This is a genomic window from Arthrobacter sp. DMZ02-1R (genome assembly GCF_057747935.1).
Window position 1 is genome coordinate 3817090 of sequence record NZ_CM173230.1, and the last position, 21882, is coordinate 3838971.

The window sequence follows — 21882 nt, forward strand, 5'->3', positions numbered from 1 at the left end:
GCACCGGAGGCCTTACAGCTTCGGAACAGCCTCCTGGGCCACGGCCGTGGCCTCGGCGAACTGCGTGTTGTACAGCTCCGCATAGCGCCCGTCCGCCGCGAGAAGCTCTGCATGGGTGCCGCGCTCAATAATCGATCCGTCCTCCACCACCAGGATGACATCGGCAGCCCGGATGGTGGAGAGCCTGTGAGCGATCACGACGGCGGTGCGTCCCGCGAGTGCCTCGCCCAAGGCCGCCTGGACGGCGGCTTCGCTCGTGGAGTCCAAGGCCGCCGTGGCTTCGTCCAGGATGACAACCCTCGGTTGTGCGATCAGCAGGCGTGCAATGGTGAGCCGCTGGCGTTCCCCGCCCGAAAGGCGGTAGCCGCGCTCCCCCACCACGGTTTCCAAGCCATCGGGCAGGGAGCGGACCATGGTCTCGAGCCGGGCCCGCCGGAGCACGTCCCACATTTCCTCGTCCGTCGCTCCGGGCCTGGCGAGCCGCAAGTTGGAGGCGATGCTTTCGTGGAAAAGGTGCCCGTCCTGCGTGACCATGCCCAATGTCGCACGCAGGGAGTCAAACGTAGCGTCGCGGATGTCCAGGCCCGTGCCCTGCCCGTGGCCGCCCAGGCGCACGGTGCCGGAGTCGACGTCGTAGAGGCGGGACAGTAGCTGGGCCACCGTGGACTTGCCCGCGCCCGAGGACCCCACCAGCGCCACCGTTTGGCCTGGCTCAACGCGGAAGCTGACTCCGTGAAGGACCTCCTCACCGCCGCGGGTATCCAGCGTGGCCACGTCCTCAAGCGACGCGAGGGAGACCTTGTCCGCGGACGGGTACGCAAAGCGGACGTCGTCGAACTCCACTGCAACGGGTCCCGGCGGCACCGCGACGGCGTCGGGCTTTTCCTGGATGAGCGGATCCAGATCCAGGATCTCGAAGACCCGCTCGAAACTGACCAGCGCGCTCATGATCTCCACACGCGCGTTGGAGAGAGCGGTGAGCGGCGCATAGAGGCGCGTGAGCAGCAGTGCCAGAACGACGACGTCGCCGGCCGCCAGCTGCCCGCTCAGGGCCAGCCAGCCGCCCAGTCCATAGACGAGCGCGAGGGCGAGGGCGGAAACGAGTGTCAGCGCGGTGATAAACGTGAACTGCAGCATGGCGGTGCGGACGCCGATGTCCCGCACACGGCCGGCGCGCAGGGCGAACTCGGCGGATTCCTCGTCGGGGCGGCCGAACAGTTTGACGAGCGTGGCGCCAGGTGCCGAGAAACGCTCGGTCATCTGGGTTCCCATGGCGGCGTTGTGTGACGCGGCTTCGCGGCGCAGGTCGGCCAGCTTGGAGCCCATGCGGCGGGCTGGGATGAGGAAGATCGGCAGCAGCACCATGGCCAGCACAGTGACCAGCCAGGAGGTGTTGAGCATGACCACGAGCGTCAAGGCCAAGGACACAATGTTGCTGACCACCCCGGAGAGGGTGCCAGCGAAGGCCGACTGGGCTCCGATGACGTCATTGTTGAGGCGGCTGACCAGGGCACCGGTGCGGGTCCTGGTGAAGAACGCGATGGGCATGCGCTGCACGTGGTCGAACACACGTGTCCGCAAATCCACGATCACCCCTTCGCCGATCACTGAAGACAGCCAGCGGGTCAACAGGCCAAGCCCGGCATCAGCGACGGCAACGGCGGCGATGAGAGCGGCCAGCCCTATCACCACGTCCACACCGGAGCGGGCAATAATCGCGTCCACCACTCGGCCAGCCAGCACGGGGGTGGCCACCGCAAGGACTGCGCCCACAATGGAGGCCAGCACGAAGGCAATCAACTTGTTCCGGTGCGGTTTGGCGAATGCCAGCACACGTTTGATGGTCTCCCGGGAGAACGGCTGGGAGCCACTCTTCGCGCGAGTGATGTTGTAGAGCGAGCGCCAGGCGACGCCATCCATGCTCATGACTTGTGATTCCCCATTCCGGAAGTATGCTGCAGTTCAGTCACGGTGCCGTTGTCGAGGTGCCAACGGGAATCGAGCCGGACGTTTTCGAGCAAGCGGCGATCGTGCGTGACGAGCAGCAGTGCGCCGTCGTAGCCGTCCAGTGCTTCTTCCAACTGCTCGATGGCCGGCAAATCGAGGTGGTTGGTGGGTTCGTCCAGGACCAACAGATTGACGCCGCGGGCCTGTAGCAGCGCGAGCGCTGCCCGGGTGCGTTCGCCCGGAGACAAGGAATCCACGGTCCGGGACGTGTGGTCCGCTTTGAGGCCGAATTTTGCCAGGAGGGTGCGGACATCGGCGGAGTTCCAGTCAGTGAGGACGGCTTCGACGGCGTCGGTAAGCGTGAGATGTCCTGCCAGCAGCCCCCGGGCCTGGTCTATCTCGCCGATCGCCACGGACACGCCCATGGAGGCATCCCCGGCGTCGGGCTGTTGAAGTCCCAGCAGGAGCCGCAGGAGGGTGGACTTTCCTGCGCCGTTGGGTCCCGTGATGCCGATGCGTTCGCCCGCGTTGAGCTGGAGATTGATCGGTCCCAGCGTGAAATCGCCCTGATGCGCGACGACGTCGCGCAAGGTTGCGACGACCGAACTGGAGCGCGGAGCCTGGCCGATACTGAACTGCAGCTGCCACTCCTTCCGCGGCTCTTCCACCTCGTCAAGCCGGGCGATGCGGGACTCCATCTGCCGGACTTTCTGGGCCTGCTTTTCCGAAGACTCAGCGCTGGCAGCACGGCGGATCTTGTCGTTGTCCGGATTCTTCTTCATGGCGTTGCGGACGCCCTGCGAGCTCCATTCACGCTGCGTCCGGGCCCGGGACACAAGATCCGCCTTGGTGTTGGCGAACTCCTCGTACCGTTCCCGGGCGTGCCGCTTCGCTACCGCCCGCTCTTCGAGGAAGGCGTCGTAACCGCCGTCGTAGACCGCCACACTGTTCTGTGCCAGGTCCAATTCCAGGACCCTGGTGACGCATCGGGCCAGGAACTCCCGGTCATGCGAGACCAGCACGGCACCGCCCCGCAGGCCTTGGACGAAGGACTCAAGCCGGGCGAGTCCGTCGAGGTCCAGGTCATTGGTCGGTTCGTCGAGGAGCACCACATCGAAGCGGCTTAGCAGGAGCGCGGCCAAGGCGACCCGGGCTGCCTGTCCGCCGGACAGGCCCGTCATCAGCGCATCCGGACCTGATTCCAGGCCCAGTTCCGCCAGGACCGCAGGGATTCTGTCCTCAAGGTCTGCCGCCCCCGACGCCATCCAGCGGTCGAAGGCCAGGGAATAGGCGTCATCGGCGTCCGGAGTCCCGGCGGCGAGACCCTCGGCGCCCGCCTCCATGTCGGCCGTGGCTTGGGAGCAACCCGTGCGGCGGGCAATGTAGGCGGCAACCGTTTCACCGGGAGTGCGATCGTGTTCCTGGGGCAGCCACCCGACAAAGGCGTCGGCGGGGGCGAGGCTGACCGTGCCGTCTTGTGGACGGTCAGCTCCGGCAAGAATGCGCAAGAGCGTCGATTTCCCGGCACCGTTGGCGCCGACAACACCCACGACGTCTCCAGGCGCGACTGTGAGGGAGAGCTTCGAGAACAAGGTGCGGTGACCGTGGCCGCCGGAGAGCTCTTTGGCGACAAGCGTTGCAGTCATTGGTCTATCCTCTCACTGCTCCGCCCCACAACGGAAAGGCCGGGGCATGGAAGAACCCGCTGGTCCGTACTTGGGGGGTGTGCGGACCAGCGGGTTCGAGAATCAAGCATAATTCAATGTGCCCGCATCGTAAAATCGACCCCACTGTCCTGTCAGAATCTGCCCGCCCGAAACCGTCCATCAGAAAGTGGTTCATGTCCCTCCCTTCCAAGGCGTTCCAACGCTGGCTGCACGGGATCGCGCCGAACACCAGCACGGCCGATGTCTGCCGATTCTCGGGAGTGAAACGCACTACGCTGGCCCAGCAATTGGTCCGGGGCAAGGTAGCGGAGACCTCGCTCGTGAGCATAAGCCGGGCCTTCGACATGAATCCCTTCGATGCGTTGGCACAATTCGAGGCCTATGCGGCGCTTCGCGGAACTCCGGTTCCGCCCTCTGACGCGGAACTCGTCAGCCAGATCTCCACCATGGATCTCTTGCGGGCCGTCGTGGAGCGTTCCGAGCCCCGGGACGGCGCGCCGCCCCTGGTCCTGGCGGACACGCCCCACCCGACGTCAGTCAGGAACTGGGTGGATGCGATCGACGGCGGCGAGCTGCGCCACCGGGTCAGCGACGCCACCGGAATCGCACCGCAGAATTTCTCCGCCCATCTGACAGCCAACCGGTTGCCACCGGAACTGGCCCTGGCAACCTCACGCGCCGCCGGCGTCGGACCCTCCGGGGGCCTTGTGGCCAGCGGCCTCGTCACGGAGGCTGAAGCCGGCTGGCCCCCTGGGGCACGGCGGGACGCCCTCGACCGGATGACGGAAGGCGAGCTGGCCCTGCTGGCCGGCGAACGGCTACAGGCCCTGGGCAAGGTCTTGCGCCGCCAAGAGCACGAGGCCGATCACACCAACAGAATCTGGGAGAACCTCGGATGATCGCCGTCCTGCAGTGGGCCACGCTCTTCGTCTGCGTTGCGTTGACGGTCATCCGCGTTCCCAGCGCCGTCCGGGGCGAGAACCGGATGATGTTGGTCCTGTTCGCGCTGATTTCGCTTGACATCCTGCTCAGCATCGAGGGGCCTTACGTGCTTATCGACGCCTGGCTGGGCAACTTCAACGTCTGCAACCTGCTGCTCCGGTTCATACTCTACGGAACGTTCCTGCTCATGGGCATCAAGGTGGCCACGGCCTTTGCTTCGCCTGGCGGGGAACGTGCCATCCGGGGACCGCTTGGCTTGGCCATTTTGGGAGCCACCGCGGTCCTCACTGCCTTCTTTTTCTTCTCGATGGACACCAGGGACTCCTCTGTTGGCCTGAGTGACCTGGACCCGGGGCCAGCCCTTGATATCTACGCGGCCTTGGGCAGGTTCTACCCGGGCTACGTTGCCACCTGCCTGGTCCCGGGCATGTGGCGATCCGTGCGACGCTCCGGTCCCGTTCTGCTGCGTGCCGCCTCCGCGACGCTGCTCCTGGGCCTCGGATTGCTCATCGTTTCGCAGGTCTTTCCGTTCATCCCGGCGTCGGTCGGGTGGCTGCGGCCACTCATCAACTACTCGGCAGCTTTGGCGAGCACGCTTGGTTTGGGAGGCATCTGGCTATCCAAGGTCATTGCGCACCGCGCCAACAGCGCGGTAACGTCAACGAAATAGAAAAACATACCGCGTAACCTCTTTCACAAATCCATTATATCGTGGCATAATCATGAATGTGTGAAGGCGATGCAGCCTGACCTTCGAATCAATGAACGGGTTTCCAAGGTTCGTGGCGCGTGCTGGAGCACATTTGGGGGGATGAGTGGTGGCGGGCTGTTGGGGACCGCCCCCACTCAGCCTTTTTAAGCGTCCTTCTGTGTACGCCCCCCGGCAGCTGGAACGGACCCGTGACTAAGATGGCTTTCATGAAGAGCCTGCCCACTCGCCGCACAGCACTGTCCGCAACCCTTGCCGCCGTCGCGCTGGCGCTGACCGCTTGCGGCGGCGGATCATCGCCGTCGTCGACATCGGGCGGAGACACCTCGCTGTCCGCCATCAAGTCCAAGGGCGAGATCGTCATTGCCACCGAAGGCACGTACCGGCCCTTCAGCTTCCACGAGAACGGAGCGGGATCGCTCACGGGCTTCGACGTCGAAATCGCACAGGCCGTGGCCGGCAAGCTCGGAGTCAAGGCGACCTTCCAGGAAACCCAGTTCGATGGCATCTTCGCGGGCCTTGATTCCAAGCGTTTCGACACCATCGCCAACCAGATCTCCATCAACCCCGAGCGCACGGCCAAGTACGATTTCTCAGCGCCTTACACGGTCTCCAACGGGGTGGTGGTGACCAAGTCGGACAACACGTCCATCAACAGCTTCGCAGACCTCAAAGGCAAAACCACCGCACAGTCACTCACCAGCAACTTCTACAAGATGGCAGTTGACGCTGGCGCCAACGTCCAGGCCGTCGAAGGCTGGGCGCAGGCAGCAACCCTGGTTCGCCAGGGCCGCGTCGATGCAACCGTCAACGACAAACTGACCTACCTCGACTATGCCAAGACCACTCCGGACTCCGGCTTGAAGATAGCGGCGGAAACAACGGACAAAACGCAAAGCGCCTTGGTCTTCCGCAAGGGATCCACCGAGCTTAAGGCCGCGGTGGACAAAGCCCTGACGGATCTTCAAGCGGACGGCACCCTGGCAAAGATCTCCCTGAAGTACTTCGGCGCAGACGTCACCAAGTAGCCAGCGGCCAAACAGATGACCTTCAACTGGGATCTCGTCTGGAGTTCGTTCGGGCCCATCATCGGCGGTGCCGTCACGGGCACCATCCCCCTGACCTTGGCGTCGTTCGCCCTGGGCCTGGCACTGGCACTGCTCGTTGCCCTCTTACGCTTGAGCCCCAACCGGGTGCTTTCCGGCGTCGCACGCTTCTACGTCTCCGTAATCCGCGGAACTCCCCTGCTGGTGCAGCTGTTCGTGATCTTCTATGGCCTCCCTAGCCTCGGCGTGAAGCTGGAGCCGTGGCCCAGCGCCATCATCGCCTTTTCCCTCAATGTGGGTGGCTACGCGGCGGAGGTTATCCGCGCTGCGATCCTGTCCGTGCCCAAGGGCCAATGGGAGGCCGGGCACACCATCGGCATGTCCCGGCCTCAAACGCTCGTGCGGATCATCCTCCCGCAGGCGGCCAGGGTCTCAGTGCCCCCACTGTCCAACACCTTCATTTCCCTCGTGAAGGACACCTCGTTGGCTTCCCTCATCCTGGTCACCGAACTCTTCCGCAATGCCCAGCAGATCGCCGCGTTCAGCCAGGAATTCATGATCCTGTACCTCGAATCCGCCTTGGTCTACTGGCTCATTTGCCTCGTCCTCTCCACGGGCCAGTCCGCCCTGGAGCGCAGATTGGACCGCTATGTCGCCCACTGACACCAGCAACGCCTCGCTAGCAGGCGCAGGGCTGGTTCTGTCCGCCCGGGACCTCGCCAAAGCCTTCGGCAGCAACGTGGTGCTGCGCGGCATCGACATCGATGTCCTGCGCGGCCAGGTGGTAGCGCTGATCGGGCCTTCCGGTTCGGGCAAGACCACTGTTTTGCGTTCGCTCAACGGCCTCGAAGTGCCCGACGCCGGGATTGTCACCTTCGGGGACGCCGACGCCGGGACCGTCCGCGGATCCGGCGCGGGACTGACCCTCGACTTCGCCGGCACCGTGGGAAAACGGGAAATCGCGGCCCTCCGTGACCGCAGTGCCATGGTGTTCCAGCATTACAACCTGTTCCCGCACATGACGGTGCTCAAGAACATCATCGAGGGACCGGTCCAGGTCCAGAAACGGCCACGGGCGGAAGTGGTGGCCGAGGCCGATCGCCTCCTGGCCCGGGTAGGGCTCGCGGACAAACGCGACGCCTACCCCTTCGAGCTGTCAGGCGGGCAGCAACAACGTGTGGGAATCGTGCGCGCCCTCGCACTCAAACCCCAGTTGCTGCTCTTCGACGAGCCCACCTCCGCCCTGGACCCGGAGCTCGTGGGTGAGGTGCTCGGTGTCATCAAGGAACTTGCCGACGAAGGGTGGACCATGGTGATCGTGACCCACGAGCTCGCCTTCGCCCGCCAAGTTGCCGACGAAGTCATCTTCATGGACGGCGGCGTCGTAGTGGAGCGTGGGCCGGCCGCGGAGGTCTTGAGGGAGCCGCGGGAGGAACGCACCAAGCAATTCGTCAAGCGCCTGCAGCACGACGTCTGAGGCAGGGCACGCAAAAGCTCAGCGGCTGAAGCGCAAGGTCACCAACTGGAACGGACGCAGCGTCATTTGGGCTGCGCCAGCTCCGGGCATCACGTCGGGAGCCTCGACGGGGCGCTCCAGAAGGTCCACGGCGCGCACCTCCCTGGATTCGAAGTTGGCCGTGATCATGCCTGTGGAACGTTCTCCCAGTGATTCGTAGAGCCGCACGATCACGTCTCCCGAGCCATCCTCAGCCAGCTTCACGGCCTCGATCACCAACGCTTGGTTGAACACCGTGAAGAGGGGTTCCACAGGCTTCGCGCCCGCCAGCAGCCTCGGCTTGAGATTGGTCCGGTATCCCTCCTCCACGGCATCACCAATGCTGGCGCCGGGCCGGATGCTCAGCTCCAGGACGTGCACACCGAGGTCGGATTTGGGGTCCGGGAACTTGGGGGCACGCAACAGGGACACGCGGACATTAGTGGTGGTTCCGCCGTCATCGCGGATGGCCCGGGTGACGTCGTGCCCGTAGCTTGACGAGTTGGTGATGGCCACCCCGTAACCCGGCTCTGCCACGTGGATCCAGCGGTGGGCGCAGAACTCGAACTTGGCCGCTTCCCAGGACGTGTTGGTGTGGGTGGGCCTGAAAACGTGCCCGAACTGGGTCTCCGAAGCGGAACGGTCCGCATGGACGTCCAACGGGAACCCGATCTTCAGCAATTTCTCGCGTTCCTGCCAATCCACAGCGGTGGATATTCCGAGGGACTCCGCGCCCGCTTCGAGGGAAATCCGCTGGGTGATGGTGGAGGAACCCACCGTCCGCTCAACGACGACGACGGCGTCCCAGCCGGCGCTCTCCAGCGTCACCGAACGCGCCTCGCCAATGGAGACGACGTTCCGGCGGTAGAACTCGTCGATATCCCAGGCGTCCCACTCGTTGGGCGTATCCCGGTGGAGTTCAAGGTGGTTGCCGAACTGACCGCGGGCAATGGCTTCCCTGCCGCTTGCGTAGTCCGAAAGGGACGTCAGCAGTCCATTCGCGTCCAGCACGGCACGGATGATGCCATTGTCCAAAACGTAGCCGCCGGCCCGTTCAGTAACGATGACGGGACCCTCCGAATGAACCGCCTGGGCGGCCGCGAGCGGGGGTACGCCGCTGCGCTCATGCGGGGCCGCGTTGAGCAGGAACATTGTGTCCCCCTTACCCAGCAGGGCAGCGGCTGCGTTCCCAATGATGGCTTCCAGTTCCCTTGCGATCGCGGCGTAGTTCCGCTCGGCGTCCTGGTGGACCCATGCGATGGCGCTGCCCGGCAGGATGTCATGGAACTGCTGCAAAAGCACAAGCCGCCACAAACGCTTAAGGTCCGACGCCGGGTAGGTGAACGAACCGGCCGTCCGCACGGCCGCCGTCGAGCACCAAAGCTCGGCTTCGCGCAGGAGGTGCTCCGAGCGGCGGTTGCCCTGCTTGGTGTTGGCCTGGCTCGTGTAGGTGCCCCTGTGTAGCTCGAGGTACATCTCCCCCACCCAGACCGGCAGATTCCGATACTCTGCCTCGGCCTTCGTGAAGAACTCCTTCGCCGTTCCCATGCGCACCTTCGGCGAGCCTTCCAGATCCGCCGTGCGGTGGGCTGCGGCGACCATTTCTCGCGTGGGTCCGCCACCGCCGTCGCCATAGCCGAAGGGGACCAGGGAAATAGTGCCCCGGCCGTGCTCCCGATAGTTGCGCTGGGCGTGTGCGAGTTCGCGTCCGTGGAGTTCAGCGTTGTAGGTGTCCACGGGCGGGAAATGGGTGAATAGCCGCGTGCCGTCGATGCCCTCCCAGTTGAAGGTGTGGTGCGGCATTTTGTTGACCTGGTTCCAGGAGATCTTCTGGGTCAGGAACCAGCGGGAGCCAGCAGACTTGACGATCTGCGGCAGCGCCCCGGAATACCCGAAGGAGTCCGGCAGCCAGGCCTCCTGGCAGTCGATACCGAACTCCTGCAGGAAGAAGCTCTTGCCCTCGACGAATTGGCGGGCCATGGCCTCGCCGCCGGGCATGTTGGTGTCCGATTCCACCCACATGCCGCCAACAGGCATGAATTGTCCAGCCTTCACCTTCTCCCGGATCCGGATGAACAGCTCGGGGTAGAACTCCTTGATCCAGGCCAGTTGCTGCGCAGAGGAGCAGGAAAAGACGAAGTCAGGGTTCTCATCCATGAGGGCGACGACGTTGGAGAAGGTGCGGGCGCACTTGCGGATGGTTTCGCGGACCGGCCAAAGCCAGGCCGAGTCGATGTGGGCGTGGCCTGTGGCCAACAGTTCATGGGCTGAGGCGTAGGCAGGCCTGCTCAAGACCTCGGCGAGGGCTTCCCTGCCAGCGGCAGCGGTACCCGCGACGTCGTCAGGATCCATGACGTCCAGCATGCGTTCAAAGGCGCGAAGGATTTCATGGCGCCGGGGCAGTTCGAAGGGTAGCTCGTGCATGAGCCCGCTAAGCGTCCAAATATCCTGATGGAGCTCCCAAACCACCTCGTTGAGTTCGGCTATGGCTATGCGCCCGAGCCGATAGCGGGGCTCGTCTCCGGAGGTGGCTATGTCCCCCAAAGGTGTTGCCGAGAAGCTCCATCCCTGGCTGAGATCGGGATTGGCCGCGGCTTCGACGTAGAAGTCCACCGAGAGTCCGCCACCCAGGAGCTTAAGCGGGACATGCTGGTTTCGGGGAGAAATGGCCTTGATGATGGTGCCGTCGGGGCGCCAGGCAATGCCTTCGCACTGGAATCCGGGGGCGTCGATACTGAAACCGAGATCGACGACGATCTCCACCGCAGTGCCATCGGCGACTCCCCAACCCTCCGGAACCTCACCTTGGAGCCGCAGCCACTTAGTGCTCCAGGCTTTGCCCCACGCAGCACCATGTTCCTGGGGTTCAAAGACTTGATGGAGCGCTTCCGAGGCGGGGACCGGCTCTCCGGGCACATCCCAACTGCTGAGGGTCAGGGGCAGCGCGCGCCCATAGATGGCGGGGGCGATCCGCTCCCGGACAAAACGTTCGAGCCGCTTCTCAGTGATCCGGCGGTCGTCGTGCAATTCAAGTCCCCTTTAGCGCTGGGCTGGGTCGAGAGGCTTCCGTGCCGTTACAAGGAACCTAAGCGAGCAAGGTTACCAGCAGGTGGAAACAGCGATTCCATTCGATGGATAAAATCTACGTTGTTCCGGAACAATAACCAAGTGATTGACGGCTATCCCCTACAAGTCTCTAAAAGTTTGCCGGAACGCGCACCCGCTCGCTGCCCGCATAAACGTTCAGGCTGGTCCCCCGGCTGAATCCCACCAGGGTCAGTCCGGTCTCCTGGGCCAGTTCCGCGGCAAGGCTGGAGGGTGCGCTGACGGCAGCCAGAACTGGGATTCCGGCAAGCGCGGCCTTCTGAACCAGCTCGAAGGACGCCCTCCCTGAGACCTGCAGGATGGTGCCACTCAGGGGCAACAAGCCTTCACGCAGCGCCCAGCCCACCACCTTGTCAACAGCGTTGTGCCTACCCACGTCTTCCCGCAGGCACAGTAGCTCCGCGTCGCCGTCGTGGTTGATCCTGAAGAGGCCCGCGGCGTGTACTCCCCCGGTCTTGTCAAAGACCGCTTGCGCTTCGCGGAGACGGTCCGGCAAGGAAGCGAGAATCTCCACCGGCACGCTCAGGGAGTCGTCCGCCGGGCTGAAGTGTGAGGATTGGCGCACAGCCTCAATGGAGTCTGTGCCACAAATCCCGCACGAGCTGGACGTATAGACATTGCGGCCGGTCTCAGGAAGGACGACGTCGGGCCGCAACTGGGCTTCCACCACGTTGAAGGTCTGGACGCCGTTCTCGTCCTCGCCGGCGCAAAAGCGCAGCGAAATGAGCTGGGCCGGGTCCCAGATGATGCCCTCGGAAACCAGGAAACCCGCCACGAGGTCAAAGTCGTCGCCAGGGGTCCTCATGGTCACGGAGAAGGACATCTGCCCCAGGCGCACCTCCAGCGGCTCCTCGACGGCCAGGAAGTCCTCGCGGTAGCGGACAGGGTGCTCCAACGCCTGGGCTGAGCCATCCAGGACGAACTTGTGCACCTTGCGGCGCTGGGTCACCCGTCCCATCTCAGATACCCACCGTTTCGGCGGCAGCTTCCCCGTGCTTGGCCGTTTCTCCGTGCTTGACGAACCGCACCGTCATGGCCTTGTAGCCGGGGGTGTTGGATTCACGCGCCACGAGTTCCCGGTGCACCAAGGCGTTGGCCTCCGGGAAGTAAGCGGCCGCGCAACCCTTGGCTGTGGGGTAGGCGACCAGCCGGAACTTGTCCGCCCGGCGTTCCGTTCCACCGAAGATGGAGATGACGTCCACCATGTCCCTGTCTTCGAAGCCGAGCTCGCTGAGGTCTTCCTCGTGGACCAGGATGACCCTGCGGCCTTCGGAAATACCGCGGTAGCGGTCGTCGAGCCCGTAGAACGTGGTGTTGTACTGATCGTGGCTACGTACGGTTTGCAGGATCAGGTGGCCGGCCGGGGCTTCAAGGTACTCCAGCGGGCTTACGGTGAAGCGTGCTTTGCCGATATCCGTGGCGAACGTGCGGGTGTCACGCGGTGGATTGGGAAGCACAAAGCCGTTCTTGGTGCGGACGCGCGCGTTGAAGTCCTCGAAGCCGGGGATGACCTTGGAGATGTGGTCCCGGATGACGTCGTAGTCCTCGGCCATCTCCCGCCAGTCCACCGCATGATCGTCGCCGAGGACTGCCTGCGCCATGCGTGCGACGATGACGGGTTCGCTAAGCAAGTGCTCGGAGACCGGAGCCAGGCGGCCCTGGGTGGAGTGGATGACTGACATGGAGTCTTCCACGGAGAGGAACTGGCGTCCGCCGGGGTGCTTGTCGTCCGTGTCCGTTCGGCCCAGAGTGGGCAGGATCAGGGAGGTCTTACCGTGCACCACGTGGGCACGGTTGGGCTTGGTGGAGATGTGAACCGTCAGCCCGGCCCTCTTCAGCCCTTCCTCCAGCGCGACCGTGTCCGAGCCAGCCGCGGCGAAGTTCCCGCCCATGGACACGAATACATCCACGTTGCCCTGCTCCAAGGCGTGTTGGGTCTCCACGGAGTCGTAGCCGTGCACCCTGGGCATCGTGAATCCGAACTCCTTGTCGAGGGCTGCAAGGAAGCCCTCGGAAGGCTTCTCCCAGATGCCCATGGTGCGGTCGCCCTGCACGTTGGAGTGGCCGCGGACGGGGCAAGCTCCGGCTCCGCGCTTGCCGAAGTTTCCCTGCAAGAGGAGCAGGTTGATGATTTCCCGCAAAGTGTCCACGGAGTGGGGTTGCTGGGTCAGGCCCAGCGCCCAGCAAATGATGGTGCCCTTCGAAGCGGCCAGCATGCCCGCCACCTTGGTGATTTCAATGCGGCTCAGGCCCGTGGCGCGTTCCGTCTCGGCCCAGTCAAGCGTGGCCCGGGCTTCCGCGTAGGCCGCGAAGCCATCGGTCTGTGCCTCGATGAACGCACTATCGACCACGGTTCCCGGCTGCCGTTTCTCTTCCTCCAGCAAGAGGTGGCCCAGAGCCTGGAACAAAGCGAGGTCGCCGCCGACCTTGATCTGCAGGAATTCATCGGCGATATCCGTGCCGCCGCCCACCACGCCGTTGAGCGACTGGGGATCCTTGAAGTTCAGCAGCCCGGCTTCCGGCAAAGGATTGACTGCCACGACCTTGCCGCCGTTGTTCTTGCAATCGCGCAGGGCGGAGAGCATGCGCGGGTGGTTCGTGCCCGGGTTCTGGCCCACAACCAGTACCAGTTGCGCCTCGTGGATATCTTCCAGGGAGACAGTTCCCTTGCCGATGCCGATGGTCGGGTTGAGGGCGCTGCCAGAAGACTCGTGGCACATGTTGGAGCAGTCGGGCAGGTTGTTGGTGCCGAGGCTACGCGCGAAGAGCTGGTACATGAAGGCTGTCTCGTTGGCCGTGCGGCCCGAGGTGTAGAAAACGCAGCGGTCCGGCGTCGTGGCATTGACGTGCTCGCCGATCAGGGCGAAAGCATCCGTCCAGCTGATCGGAGAATAGTGTGTTTCACCGGGGCGGATGACAACGGGCTCGGCGATGCGCCCCTGGCTGCCCAGCCAGTACTCGGTCTTGTCTTCAAGCTCGGCAAGGGGATGCTTGGCCCAGAACGCCGCATCGACCACGCGGGTGGTGCTCTCCTCGGCGATGGCCTTGGCCCCGTTTTCGCAGAACTCGGCGGGGCTGCGTTTTCCGGTAATGGACTCCGGCCAGGCGCACCCGGGACAGTCGAAACCGTCCCGCTGGTTGACGCGGAGCATTGACTTGACGGTCCGGCCCACACCGGCTTGGGCCCAACCTCGTTCCAAAGCCACGGTGACTGCCTTGACACCGGCGGCTGAGCGCTTGGGCGGGTGGATCTGGAGGTCATCTTCATTGATGTCCTGCTCGGGAGCATGCCTGTTCATGCCCCCATCATTGCAAGGCCTGTCTCTCTATTCCACCCGTGTCCATCCGGGACCGGAAGTTCTTAGCCAGTCAAGGCGCTCCAGTCCACCGGCCCTGACGAAACTTTGCGGGCGGGTCTGGCGGGAGTTTTCTTGGTTTTGTCCTGCGAAGGCTTCGGTTGGGGAAGCGGCGGCCCCCACGGAAGGCGGAAAGCAGGCACAGGTTCCCCGAGTTGGACGCCGTGTGGCGGGACCACCATGACGCCGTCCGCACTGGCGAGGCCGCGCATCATCCCCGGCCCCGCGTGTTGGGCCGGCGAGGCCAATCCGTACACGAACCTGAAGGGAAGCAAGCGGGTGCGCCCGGGGTCGGCGTCGAGCATTGCACCGCAAGGCACTTCCCCCACCTCGGGCAGCTTGCCGTGACCCAGTCCTGCGAGCAGCGGTGCGCCGATCGTGAAGAGAACCATCATTGCCGCGAGCGGATTGCCCGGCAGCCCTAAGACAAAGCGCCCGTCCGGCAACTCAGCCAGGACGCCGGGGTGTCCCGGCCGCATCGCAATGCCATCAATCAACAAGCGACCGCCGAGTTCCGCAACTGCCCTCCGGAAGTGGTCCGTTCCCGAACGGCCCGTTCCCCCGGTGGTGAAAACGACGTCGGCGGGTGGCGTGTCCGGCGACAACTCGCCTTCCTCGAGGCCCGCGAGCCATTCCTCGTAGGAGTCGCCCACTTTGATCTGATCGCCGCGGATGCCGCCGAGGAGTTCGACGACGGCGCCAAGCTGCGGCCCGAAGGTATCCCTCACCCTCCCAGGGGCAGGGACACCCGCAGTCACCACTTCGGAGCCGGTCAGGAGCAGTTTCACATGGGGTTTGCCCAGGACATCCAGTTCATCCCGGCCGGCCAGCGCGGCAAGGGCGAGGTGGGCGGGGTTCAGGACGACCCCGGACTTGATCAGCAGCTCGCCTGCGCCGGCTTCTTCTCCGGCGTTACGGATGTGTTGCCCGTTGCGCGGTTCGCCAGGCCTCGCGTTTCCGCCGAGCGCGAGGACAGGCAGGCCGTCTTCGTCGGTCGTCAGGATGCCGCTTTCGCTGCGGAGCACGGCTTTGGCCCCAGGCGGTATCAGACCACCCGTGACAATAGGGCTCGCCTGATGCGGGGCCAGCCGATGGCCCGGCTCAGCCAGGATCCATGGACCGCTGCCGTTGACAGCCCAGCCATCCATCGCCGAAGACGCATAGTGCGGCACGTCCTGCAGGGCGTGGACGTCCGATGCCAACGTCCGGCCGAGGGCATCCTTCAGGGCAACGGGTGCGGCGGGAATGGGCGTGGCACAGTCGAAGGCAAGCTGCCGGGCTTCCGCCCACAGGTGGTCGGCGTGCGGGACATGCTCAACGTTCGGTGCCGGATCGGTCACGGCGGAAGGGTGCTGGTCCTCGGCGCCCAGGTCCTCGGCGCCCTGATTCTCGGCGCCCTGTTCAGGGGCATCGGTCATCCGGCGTCGGTTCCGGGGTTCGTGTAGTCGTTGGCGAGCGTGCGTGCCAGGCCCATGGCGGCGTCCATCGACGCGGTTTCCGTCGCTTGCCCCGAACCCGCTGCAAGTCCGGCCGCGAAACCGGCAATGAAGGTGGTCAGGGGAGCCGCAGGCCGAACTACGGAATGGGCTGCAACGCCAGCCAAGGACAGGATCTCGTTGATGTCGATCTCGACGCTTTCAAGCTCATATGCTTGCAGCAGGCTCCTGCACCACTCCTCAAGCGTTTCTTCTTGGCTCTTCACGATCCGCCTCCAAAGTCCGGTACAGCTTTTGTCACGGCAGGTCGCCGTCCACTCCAAGCGCCGCGGCATCGTCCCAGGTATCCACGTCATCGGTGGAGCCAGCAGGAACAGGTACGGCCAGCAGATCAAGCCTAGCAAGCAGGCGGAACACCGCGGCGTTGGCGAGGCCACCCTGTTCTGCCGCGGCCAGCACTTCCCGTTGCAAAGCAGCGAACCGGTAGATTCCAAGCAACGGCTGTCTCCGGCCATCGGCGGATACAGCCATGGCCCCTTCCGTTTCGTCGTGTCCGGCAAGTTCCCGGATAAGAACCGGAACTGCTGCGCCCGCGAGGGGCATATCGCACGCCATGACGAGTACCCACGGCGCGGATGTTTCCTTTGCGGAAAGACCCGCGCGGGCATGCTTCTCAAGCGCAAGGAGTCCGGCTTCGATCGCCGCTGCCGGTCCGGCGAACGGAGGGTCCTCGCGGGCGGTCACTGTGCCGTCCGGCAACGTGCCGGGATCCGGCCCGACGACGACGACCCGCCCGGCCCCGTGCGTGGCCGCGAGGGCGCGCTCAAGCAGCGTTGCGCCGTCGTACGTCAGCTGGGCTTTGGGCACGCCACCGAGGCGGGAGGACTTGCCACCCGCCAAGATCACCGCATCAAAGTCCACCAGCCCAGACTACCGGGGGCGGGCTCAGTTCGGTTCAGGCCGCCGATTCGGGCAGGAGGAAGGGATCCCACGCGGGCGCAGGTTTCTCAAGCTCCTTGATTTGCCAGATAGTCCCGGTGGGCGCCGCCGGAGTGAACCTCAATTTCCAGCCCATTTCGGCCGGTGTGTGGTCACTCTTGGCGTTGTTGCAGCGCAGGCACGCTGCCACCAGGTTTTCCCAGGAATCCGCGCCGCCCCTGGATTTGGGGTGGACGTGGTCAATTGTGTGGGCTGTTTTCCCGCAATAGGCGCAACGGTGACCGTCGCGGCGCAAGACGCCGCGGCGTGTGACCGCCGTGATCGCGTTGTACCTCGGCCGGATGTAGCGATTGAGCAGAATCACGGAGGGACGTCCGAGAATCTCCTGTGGCCCGACGACAGGCTCGTCGCCTTCTGCCACTACGCTCGCTTTTCCGGTGAGCACAAGGACCAGCGCCCGGCGGAAGGTTACTACCGCCAGCGGTTCATATCCAGCATTCAGAACGAGTGTGCGCATGCACGTACCTCTTCACGGCCGCACCCGTCAGGGGCGCGAGGGCCGGCTGCCCTCTGCATGTACGGGCTGTGGATCGACATCACAAGAGTAAACACGCGGAGGCCGGATCAACGAATCCGTGGGTGGGATCCGGCACTGTGTCGGGCAAAGTTCATGTACCGGACACGTGGCGGGAACCTTCAACTGTCCGGGGGCAACGGCTGTTGACGCTGCCGCGGGCACGGAATCGTCCTCAGCAGACGGTGGTCACAAGTTGTGGCACATGCTGGTTAAAACAGAACATCCCCGCGGGCGGACCAGCGGGGATGTTCTTGTGAAACTGTTTAGCAGAAGCTATTTAGCCACCAACGTGGATGTAGACCGGACCGGAGCCGATGTTCACGCTGTACAAAGCAGTGGTGCCACCGTTCCAACCGCCGTGGACGGCCATGCCGTTACCGACGTAAACAGCGATGTGGGCCTTGCCCATGCCGCCATTCTGGTAGTAAACGAGGTCACCCGGCTGTGCTTCAGCAGCACTGACCGTGCGGCCGAGGGACATGTAGTCTGCCGGCCAACCGTGGAAGTTGATGCCAACAGCGGCCAGGGAGTTCGAAACGAGGGCGGTGCAGTCCTGGGCAACGCCAAGCTGCGCGTAAGCTGCGGCCGCAATTGCTGCGCCCTTGCCGCTGGCAACCTTCGCGGCGGGGGATACAGCGGCGGAAACAGAGAGCGTTCCGGCGCCCGTAGCGGCCTTGGGAGCGGCAACAGCTTCCTGGACGGCAACCGGAGCTTCGACAACCGGAGCAGCCGCCGTGGAAACAGCCGGACGTTCGTACTTGATGGCGACGGAGGAGTCGGCCGCAATACTGGCTTGGGCGATGGACTGGACTTCCAGGGTGGAGGTCGCAGTGGACTCGCGGGGGACATTGGTTTCGGCAGCGTTGGCCGCGATACCGCTAGTGAGAACCAGACCGGACGCAGCGGCGATAACTGCTGCCTGACGGCCTACACCACCGGCGTTGCTGCCGACGGTCTTAGCGATGACGGCAAGCGAGTTGGTCTTGGTGACCGCGGCGCGGTGGCGCGCAAGAGTAGTGCGTGAAGACACGTTAAGAGGCCTCTCCCTATGCCCGCGAGGTAAGCTGTCGGATTCGGATGGGAGTCATCCGGCCGCAATGCTTCCGGTAGGAAACAAATGCGACTTAACCCCAAGGCCATCGATGAAGATGACCAAAAGTGGGTCCCCCGCCTCTGCCAGACGATGTTTTGCGAACGGAACCTCAGGCAGTGGCAGAGCTAGGCAATCCACCCGAGTGCATCAACTCTCTAAAAGTTGATGCGAGTTAGACGCTACAGGAGTTTTGGCTGAATGTCACATTCAGGTCACGGAGCGTGACAAGCATGCGAGAGACGTCCATCGGATTGGCTACAGCCAGCCCAGGGGATCAACGACGTCGCCGTTGACCATGACTTCAAAATGGAGGTGGCAGCCGGTGGAGGCGCCAGTGGTGCCGCTCAAAGCGACGACGTCGCCGCGGTTGACTGTTTGGCCCACCTGGACGCTGAACGAGGACAAGTGGTTGTACGTGGTCTCCAGGCCGTTGCCGTGGTCCACCACAATTCGGTTTCCACCGCCATACGGGTGCCAGCCCGCAAACGTGACCTTGCCGGCCGCAGCCGCATGTACCTGGGTGCCGCACTGGGCCACGAAGTCCTGGCCACGGTGGAACTCCCCTAGGCCTCCCGTAATGGGGTTCACGCGGTAGCCGAACGGCGAGGCCGTGGTGAGGGTGTCCAGCGGAGCCCCCAGCGTGCCCTTCGAGGACGACGTCTTGATGCTGCCGACCGACTGCGCGCTCAGGAGCTGCTTGAGTTTGCTATCAGGATCCGCCGTAGTGGAAACGGCAGCTCGGCTGAAGTCGATGGTGGCATTGGCCGCAGCGGGAATCTCGGCCTGCGTCCCCGCCGAAGCCGCGGAAGCCTGGTTCGATTCCGCGGCGGCCGTCAATGCGCCGGTACCCGGCATGGCCACCGTCAGGATGAGGCCCGTGGCGGCGAGGGCCACACCGGCCTTCTGTCCCGCACCGCTCGCGGCGGCGAAATCGGCTATTTGCCGCAAGGGGCCCTTGCGCCGGCGCACTTCGCGATGCGGATCGCGGGGCCGATCGTGCGCAACGACCTGCATGGTCCGCAGCTCAGCAGTAGGACCGGACGCGCGTCTGCGGCCCCTGGTGTTCTGCGTGGTCAAAGTGTTCCTCTCTGGCAAGCCTGCGAAGTTAGCTGTCGGATTCGGGTCAGAGAGTGCATGGACCCGGTCCGCGTGGAGGGCGCGAAGCACAGAGGGATCCCCGGAAAGGCCCTGCGCTTTGTTGCACATCCGCTGCGGACTTCACCCCAAGGCTGTCTTTCGACCGCCGCTGGTGGTTCCCCCGCTTCTGCCAGTGAATGGACTAATCCACCTGATCCGCTGGCAGAACTCGGCTTCGGATCAGGTAACGCTTTGGTATCGGCGCCAGTAGTAAACTATAGGGGATTAACCCCCGCAGTAATAATTCCGTTATCTTTGCCGATCGCTTTGCCGAAAGCGCTATGAGACCGTGACAAACACGTGCGAGGCCACCTCAGGCGGCAGCTCCAAGGCACCGTCGATATTGGGCACGCGAACGGAGATGTACTCCCCCACACGCTCCAGGGAAACCCTGGCTCCGGGGCGGATTCCGCCTTCGTCCAGCTGCACCAACAGCTCCGGTTCCACCTGGATCGGTTCAGCCAACCGGCTGACAATGACCCGGTTGTCCGGTGAGTATTCGTTCATCGCTTCAAGAAGGTTGACCACGCCATCCGTAAAGGGGTGAGACGCAACTCCGCCCAGGGCTTCGAGTCCTGGAATGGGGTTGCCGTAGGGAGATTCCGTGGGGTGGTCCAGGAGCTCATAGAGCCGCCGCTCAACGCGCTCGCTCATAACGTGTTCCCAGCGGCATGCTTCGTCATGGACATAGGCCCAGTCCAGCCCGATGACGTCGGCCAGGAGCCGCTCGGCGAGACGGTGCTTGCGCATGACCTCAGTGGCACGTTTCCGGCCGGTTTCGGTCAACTCAAGGTGCCGGTCGTTGGAAACAATCACCAGGCCGTCGCGTTCCATCCGCCCGATCGTCTGGGAAACGGTAGGCCCGGAGTGCCGCAAGCGCTCGGCGATGCGCGCGCGAAGAGCCACGATGTTCTCTTCTTCAAGCTCCAAAATGGTCCGAAGATACATCTCAGTGGTATCGATCAGATCCGTCATCCAGCTCAGCTCCTCGAGCGCAGTATCTTGCGTATTTTCCACCGTACCGCAGCGGCCAGGCGGTCTACCCGCCGGTCGTCCCGGGCCGGGCGCCAGCTCCTAGCTTAGCTTATTTGGAATTACTCCGAATAATTTTCGTGCCCCCTCGATCCCGCCCCCGTCCCGCGTCCGGCGGAACAGATGCTTTCCACGTGGCGGACTATGAAGCGTTCGGTTCTGTCCCCGCATGGGGAGTCAGGCAGAATTGGGGAGTCGAAGGGGCAGCGATGCCACCTGCCACGACCCATCTAGGCCGCTACTTCACCATTGGAGCATCCCGTGAGCGACAACAGCATCACCATCCCCGCCGATTTGCTGCCCAAGGACGGCCGCTTCGGCGCTGGGCCCTCCAAGGTCCGCCCGGAGCAGATCGAGGCACTGTCTGCCGCCTCGGCAACCCTCCTCGGCACTTCCCACCGGCAGGCACCAGTCAAGAACCTGGTGGGCTCCGTCCGCGAGGGACTCAGCCAGTTCTTCCGTGCACCCGAGGGTTACGAGGTGATTCTCGGCGTCGGAGGCTCCACCGCATTCTGGGACGTCGCCAGCTTCGGCCTGGTAGAGAAGAAGGCACAGCACCTCTCCTTTGGTGAGTTCGGTTCCAAGTTCGCCTCGGCCACCAACAAGGCGCCCTTCCTGGAAGCTTCCTCCATCATCAAGTCCGAGCCCGGCACCCGCCCGGTTTCCCAGGCCGAGGCAGGCGTGGACGTTTACGCGTGGCCGCAAAACGAAACGTCCACCGGCGTAGCGGCCCCCGTGAAGCGGGTTGCCGGCGTAGACGACGGCGCACTGGTCCTGGTGGATGCGACCTCGGCTGCCGGTGGCCTGGACGTGGACGTCGCCGAGGCCGATGTCTACTACTTCGCACCGCAGAAGAACTTCGCCTCCGACGGCGGACTTTGGCTTGGCCTCTTCTCCCCCGCCGCTCTTGAGCGCGCCGCCAAGATCAAGGCAAGCGGCCGCTGGATTCCAGATTTCCTGGATCTGCAGACGGCCATCGACAACTCGAAGCTCAACCAGACCTACAACACGCCGTCCCTGTCCACCCTTGTGACGCTCGACGCCCAGGTCCAATGGCTCAACAAGAACGGCGGCCTGGACTTCGCTTCCGCGCGCACGGCGGACTCCGCCAGCCGCATCTACACCTGGGCCGAGGCTTCCGAGTACGCCACCCCGTTCGTGTCAAAGGCCGAGGACCGCTCCAACGTCATTGCCACGATCGATTTCGATGATTCGATCGACGCCGCGGCCATTGCCAAGGTGCTGCGGGCCAATGGGATCGTGGACACGGAGCCATACCGCAAGCTGGGCCGCAACCAGCTCCGCATCGCTACCTTCGTTGCCATCGAACCGGACGACGTTTCGGCGCTGCTCGCCTGCATCGACTTCGTGGTGGGCGAACTGAAGAAGTAAGGGCCCGCC

At 64.1% G+C, this 21882-nt stretch carries 18 protein-coding genes and 2 riboswitches; of the genes, 6 read left to right on the forward strand and 12 right to left on the reverse strand.

Annotation, left to right across the window (positions count from 1 at the left end; translation table 11 throughout):
* Positions 1–12: 12 nt before the first annotated feature.
* Positions 13–1926 carry an ABC transporter ATP-binding protein gene (locus tag AC3ANQ_RS18140; protein ID WP_488302315.1) on the reverse strand — a complete coding sequence of 638 codons (1914 nt, stop codon included), beginning with the start codon at positions 1924–1926 and terminating at the stop codon, positions 13–15.
* The gene (locus AC3ANQ_RS18145; RefSeq protein WP_488302316.1) at positions 1923–3593 is read right to left on the reverse strand and encodes an ABC-F family ATP-binding cassette domain-containing protein; all 1671 of its coding nucleotides are present in this window, start codon (positions 3591–3593) and stop codon (positions 1923–1925) included. The genes AC3ANQ_RS18140 and AC3ANQ_RS18145 overlap by 4 nt, the downstream gene beginning before the upstream one ends.
* Positions 3594–3787: 194 nt before the next feature.
* Here AC3ANQ_RS18145 and AC3ANQ_RS18150 point away from each other — a divergent pair, with 194 nt between their 5' ends.
* The 5 genes from AC3ANQ_RS18150 (at position 3788) to AC3ANQ_RS18170 (ending at position 7788) form a co-directional block, all read left to right on the forward strand.
* Positions 3788–4513 (forward strand): hypothetical protein, encoded by a 726-nt coding sequence (locus tag AC3ANQ_RS18150; protein ID WP_488302317.1) that lies wholly within the window; start codon positions 3788–3790, stop codon positions 4511–4513.
* A complete protein-coding gene (locus tag AC3ANQ_RS18155) occupies positions 4510–5226 on the forward strand; it encodes a hypothetical protein (RefSeq protein ID WP_488302318.1) in 717 nt (238 codons plus the stop codon). The genes AC3ANQ_RS18150 and AC3ANQ_RS18155 overlap by 4 nt, the downstream gene beginning before the upstream one ends.
* 248 nt (positions 5227–5474) lie before the next feature.
* Entirely contained in the window at positions 5475–6293 is an 819-nt protein-coding gene (locus AC3ANQ_RS18160) for an amino acid ABC transporter substrate-binding protein (protein ID WP_488305369.1), read from the forward strand.
* A 15-nt stretch (positions 6294–6308) separates the two neighbouring features.
* Positions 6309–6974 carry an amino acid ABC transporter permease gene (locus AC3ANQ_RS18165; protein WP_268024793.1) on the forward strand — a complete coding sequence of 222 codons (666 nt, stop codon included), beginning with the start codon at positions 6309–6311 and terminating at the stop codon, positions 6972–6974.
* Positions 6961–7788, forward strand: a complete 828-nt coding sequence (locus tag AC3ANQ_RS18170) for an amino acid ABC transporter ATP-binding protein (protein ID WP_488302319.1) — start codon at positions 6961–6963, stop codon at positions 7786–7788. Before AC3ANQ_RS18165 ends, AC3ANQ_RS18170 begins: the two co-directional genes overlap by 14 nt.
* A gap of 18 nt (positions 7789–7806) precedes the next feature.
* On the opposite strand, the gene AC3ANQ_RS18175 is transcribed toward AC3ANQ_RS18170, so the two are convergent.
* From AC3ANQ_RS18175 to AC3ANQ_RS18220, 10 genes are all read right to left on the reverse strand, one after another.
* Positions 7807–10833, reverse strand: coding sequence for an alpha-mannosidase (locus AC3ANQ_RS18175; protein ID WP_488302320.1), 3027 nt, complete (start codon positions 10831–10833; stop codon positions 7807–7809).
* 169 nt (positions 10834–11002) lie between these two features.
* The gene (gene fdhD, locus AC3ANQ_RS18180; RefSeq protein ID WP_488302321.1) at positions 11003–11869 is read right to left on the reverse strand and encodes a formate dehydrogenase accessory sulfurtransferase FdhD; all 867 of its coding nucleotides are present in this window, start codon (positions 11867–11869) and stop codon (positions 11003–11005) included.
* Position 11870: 1 nt separating this feature from the next.
* Positions 11871–14210 carry an FdhF/YdeP family oxidoreductase gene (locus AC3ANQ_RS18185; RefSeq protein ID WP_488302322.1) on the reverse strand — a complete coding sequence of 780 codons (2340 nt, stop codon included), beginning with the start codon at positions 14208–14210 and terminating at the stop codon, positions 11871–11873.
* A gap of 62 nt (positions 14211–14272) precedes the next feature.
* Positions 14273–15685 carry a molybdopterin molybdotransferase MoeA gene (locus AC3ANQ_RS18190; RefSeq protein WP_488302323.1) on the reverse strand — a complete coding sequence of 471 codons (1413 nt, stop codon included), beginning with the start codon at positions 15683–15685 and terminating at the stop codon, positions 14273–14275.
* Positions 15682–15969, reverse strand: coding sequence for a DUF6457 domain-containing protein (locus tag AC3ANQ_RS18195; protein ID WP_488302324.1), 288 nt, complete (start codon positions 15967–15969; stop codon positions 15682–15684). The genes AC3ANQ_RS18190 and AC3ANQ_RS18195 overlap by 4 nt, the downstream gene beginning before the upstream one ends.
* A 31-nt stretch (positions 15970–16000) precedes the next feature.
* Positions 16001–16624: a molybdenum cofactor guanylyltransferase gene (mobA, locus tag AC3ANQ_RS18200; RefSeq protein ID WP_488302325.1), complete on the reverse strand. Its 624-nt coding sequence runs from the start codon at positions 16622–16624 to the stop codon at positions 16001–16003.
* A gap of 34 nt (positions 16625–16658) precedes the next feature.
* The gene (locus tag AC3ANQ_RS18205; protein WP_488302326.1) at positions 16659–17159 is read right to left on the reverse strand and encodes an HNH endonuclease; all 501 of its coding nucleotides are present in this window, start codon (positions 17157–17159) and stop codon (positions 16659–16661) included.
* A 337-nt stretch (positions 17160–17496) separates the two neighbouring features.
* Complete coding sequence (locus AC3ANQ_RS18210; protein ID WP_488302327.1) at positions 17497–18249, reverse strand: NlpC/P60 family protein; 753 nt, start codon at positions 18247–18249, stop codon at positions 17497–17499.
* A 5-nt stretch (positions 18250–18254) separates the two neighbouring features.
* Positions 18255–18422, reverse strand: a riboswitch (cyclic di-AMP (ydaO/yuaA leader).
* A gap of 145 nt (positions 18423–18567) precedes the next feature.
* Complete coding sequence (locus tag AC3ANQ_RS18215) at positions 18568–19389, reverse strand: M23 family metallopeptidase (protein ID WP_488302328.1); 822 nt, start codon at positions 19387–19389, stop codon at positions 18568–18570.
* A gap of 2 nt (positions 19390–19391) precedes the next feature.
* A riboswitch (cyclic di-AMP (ydaO/yuaA leader) is annotated at positions 19392–19603 on the reverse strand.
* A 125-nt stretch (positions 19604–19728) separates the two neighbouring features.
* Positions 19729–20424: an iron-dependent transcriptional repressor DtxR gene (locus AC3ANQ_RS18220; RefSeq protein WP_488302329.1), complete on the reverse strand. Its 696-nt coding sequence runs from the start codon at positions 20422–20424 to the stop codon at positions 19729–19731.
* Between the two features lie 318 nt (positions 20425–20742).
* Between AC3ANQ_RS18220 and serC the strand changes: the two genes are divergently transcribed.
* Complete coding sequence (serC, locus tag AC3ANQ_RS18225; RefSeq protein WP_488302330.1) at positions 20743–21873, forward strand: phosphoserine transaminase; 1131 nt, start codon at positions 20743–20745, stop codon at positions 21871–21873.
* The last annotated feature ends 9 nt before the right edge of the window (positions 21874–21882 follow it).